Origin of the sequence: uncultured Thiocystis sp. (assembly GCF_903866365.1) — a bacterium.
Lineage (GTDB): Bacteria > Pseudomonadota > Gammaproteobacteria > Chromatiales > Chromatiaceae > Chromatium.
Genome location: NZ_CAIPNF010000351.1, coordinates 1 through 1,907 on the forward strand (window position 1 = coordinate 1; position 1,907 = coordinate 1,907).

General features: G+C 63.3%; 2 protein-coding genes. Both read left to right on the top strand.

Annotated features, from left to right (window positions below):
* Positions 1 to 323 precede the first annotated feature (323 nt).
* Positions 324 to 731 (top strand): NAD(P)-binding oxidoreductase, encoded by a 408-nt coding sequence (locus tag QZY07_RS19595; protein WP_295406277.1) that lies wholly within the window; start codon positions 324 to 326, stop codon positions 729 to 731.
* A gap of 21 nt (positions 732 to 752) precedes the next feature.
* The gene (locus QZY07_RS19600; protein ID WP_295406280.1) at positions 753 to 1,760 is read left to right on the top strand and encodes a nuclease-related domain-containing protein; all 1,008 of its coding nucleotides are present in this window, start codon (positions 753 to 755) and stop codon (positions 1,758 to 1,760) included.
* The last annotated feature ends 147 nt before the right edge of the window (positions 1,761 to 1,907 follow it).

Genomic DNA, 1,907 nt, shown 5'->3' on the forward strand with positions numbered 1-1,907 from the left:
AGAAAGTCACCTTGATTTTCAGCCTCCAGAGCGGCTTCGCCGCGACGTCCGACCTAAGTCGGACAGGCTCCTAGTGCGCGATCCCGCCTGCCAGCCCGCACCGGACTGACGGCGCTGGTTGGGGATGTCCTGAACCCTGTTGCCTGCGCCTCCTGTGGGCCTTGATCATCGTTTGGTCCAAAACCCTAAATTAGGATCAAGTAAAGGGTGTTTAGCACTGCATAAACAATGCCTTGAGCGAGAGTCTGAAGTCCTGGCACACCGGCTGGACCAAACGATGATCAAGGCCCTCCTGTGTCACGGGCGCGGACGCTGTTGTCTGCGTGCTCGGGAGCCATGGGAGCAAGCAACTGATCGAGGCGCGCGGGACACAGCGGATTCTGACGGCCATGCAGGAAACCGGCGTGCGCCGGATCGTGGTGGTGACCTCCCTCGGCGTGGGCGATAGTCGCGAGCAAATTGCCTGGCCGTTCCGGGTTATCATGGACCTGACCCTGAAACCGATCCTGGCCGCGAAGGCGGAACAGGAACAACTGGTCAAGGCGAGTGGGTTGGATTGGATCATCGTTCGGCCGGGCGGGCTCACCGACGGTCCCAAGACCGGACGCTATCGGTTTGGCCTCGACCGCTTGCTCAAGGGTGGTCGGATCAGCCGCGCCGACGTGGCGGAGTTCGTGCTCAGACAGGTCACCGACGAGACCTTTCTCCGCCAGACCCCAGCGGTCACCTGAGACCACGGGATTCCGTGCGCCATGTTCCAATCCGGTCATTTTTCTTCGCTCCTGGACATCCTGGCGCAGATGCGTCCGTTGCTCTGGATGATGCCGTTTGTTCTGGCGCTCGCCGCAGTCAAACTCCTGGCGCCGAGGCTCCGTGGCGTGGCTGGCGAAGCCCAGGTCGGGCGTGCCCTGGGACGGCTTTTTCCCGAGGTCCGCCACGATCTGATCCTGCCGGATGGGCGCGGCGGCTTGACCCAGCTCGATCATGTCGCGCTCACCCCAGCGGGTCTGTTGGTCGTCGAGACCAAAAACTATCGCGGGACGGTTCTGGGGCAGGCAAACGAGGCGACCTGGACCCAATTGATGGGAAGGCAACGCCATTCCTTTCAGAATCCGCTCCGGCAGAATCATGCCCACATCAAAGCGGTGCAGGCACTGGGTCTCGGGGTTGCCGTGAGCGGCCGGGTCGTCTTTACCAGCGCCGCGCGCTTTCCCAAAGGATTGCCCGACGGGGTGTCGCGGGTGTCGGCCTTGTCGGATGACCTGGCGGATTGGGCGCGGGGCGAGGTACCGCCAGCGGTTCTTCACGCCTGGAAGACGCTTCTCGGCCACGCCCGGACCGATCGGGCCGCGCGGCAACAGCATCTGAACGGTCTCCAGGCCCGTTTCGGCAGCGACGGGCGTCCTCGTGCCGCCATCGCCCTACTCGCGCTCTCAGCGGCCTTAGCGGGCGGTCTGTGGTGGTCTGGCGGACGATCTCCAACGACGCGCGTTCAGCCGCTGCCGTCCGCGTCGATCACGGCGCACGCGAAGGAGATCCTGACTGACGTCATGGTCGAGGCGATCCAGCCACCGGCATCCAGATCGCAGCTCTCGCCAACGCCAACGCCAACGCCAGCAAGTATCGACTGGTCTGACCCGACGACGAGAAAAGGCGCGTCTGAAGATTGCAAACTCGCCATCACGGCGGTTCTGATCGCCAATACGCCAGAGAACCGACAACAGCGCGCGAACGTCTGTGGGCAAGGCGCGCGCCCCTGATCGCTCCATAGGGCCGTCATTGCGCCGTCGCAGACAGGCGTTCAACCGTACCGAGAGGTCTCCATGCCCACCTTCCAGCACCTTGTCGAAAGCGTTGGTTTCGTCATCGACGGGGCAGGGGTACTGATCATTGTCCTCGGTCTCCTG